Source organism: Mesorhizobium sp. M3A.F.Ca.ET.175.01.1.1 (assembly GCF_004791945.1).
In the GTDB taxonomy this organism is placed as follows: domain Bacteria; phylum Pseudomonadota; class Alphaproteobacteria; order Rhizobiales; family Rhizobiaceae; genus Mesorhizobium.
In genome coordinates this window covers 1-292 of the sequence record NZ_SRTP01000366.1, presented here as the reverse complement: position 1 = coordinate 292, position 292 = coordinate 1, and the positions used below count along the sequence as shown (strand labels likewise).

The 292-nt window shown below is 72.3% G+C and carries 1 protein-coding gene; it reads left to right on the top strand.

Translation table 11 applies throughout. The features are described 5' to 3' along the window. Positions 1-284: hypothetical protein (locus tag EN818_RS32025; protein ID WP_135906762.1), on the top strand; the 284-nt coding region annotated here is incomplete at its 5' end. Between the last annotated feature and the right edge of the window lie 8 nt (positions 285-292).

The following is a 292-nucleotide window of genomic DNA, read 5'->3' as shown; positions in this document are numbered from 1 at the left end:
CGCCTGCGGTGCTGTCGGCGCTGACCGGCAAGGGCCTGCCGCTTGCTGCAATCGACGGCCGTCCGGATCCGGTCGAGGCGCGGGCGCTGAAGGTCGACGTCGTCGCCTTCTCCGGCACGCCGGAAGCGGCGCGCATCGTGCGCAAGGTGATCGCCGAGCGCGCCGGGCCGATCGTGCCGCTGGTCAGCGAGGTGCTCAACCCGGCGGCCTACGCGCATGAGCGCGCTGTCTGCGTCGACACGACGGCGGCTGGCGGCAATGCCAGCCTGCTGGCAGCCGCCTAGGGTGTATT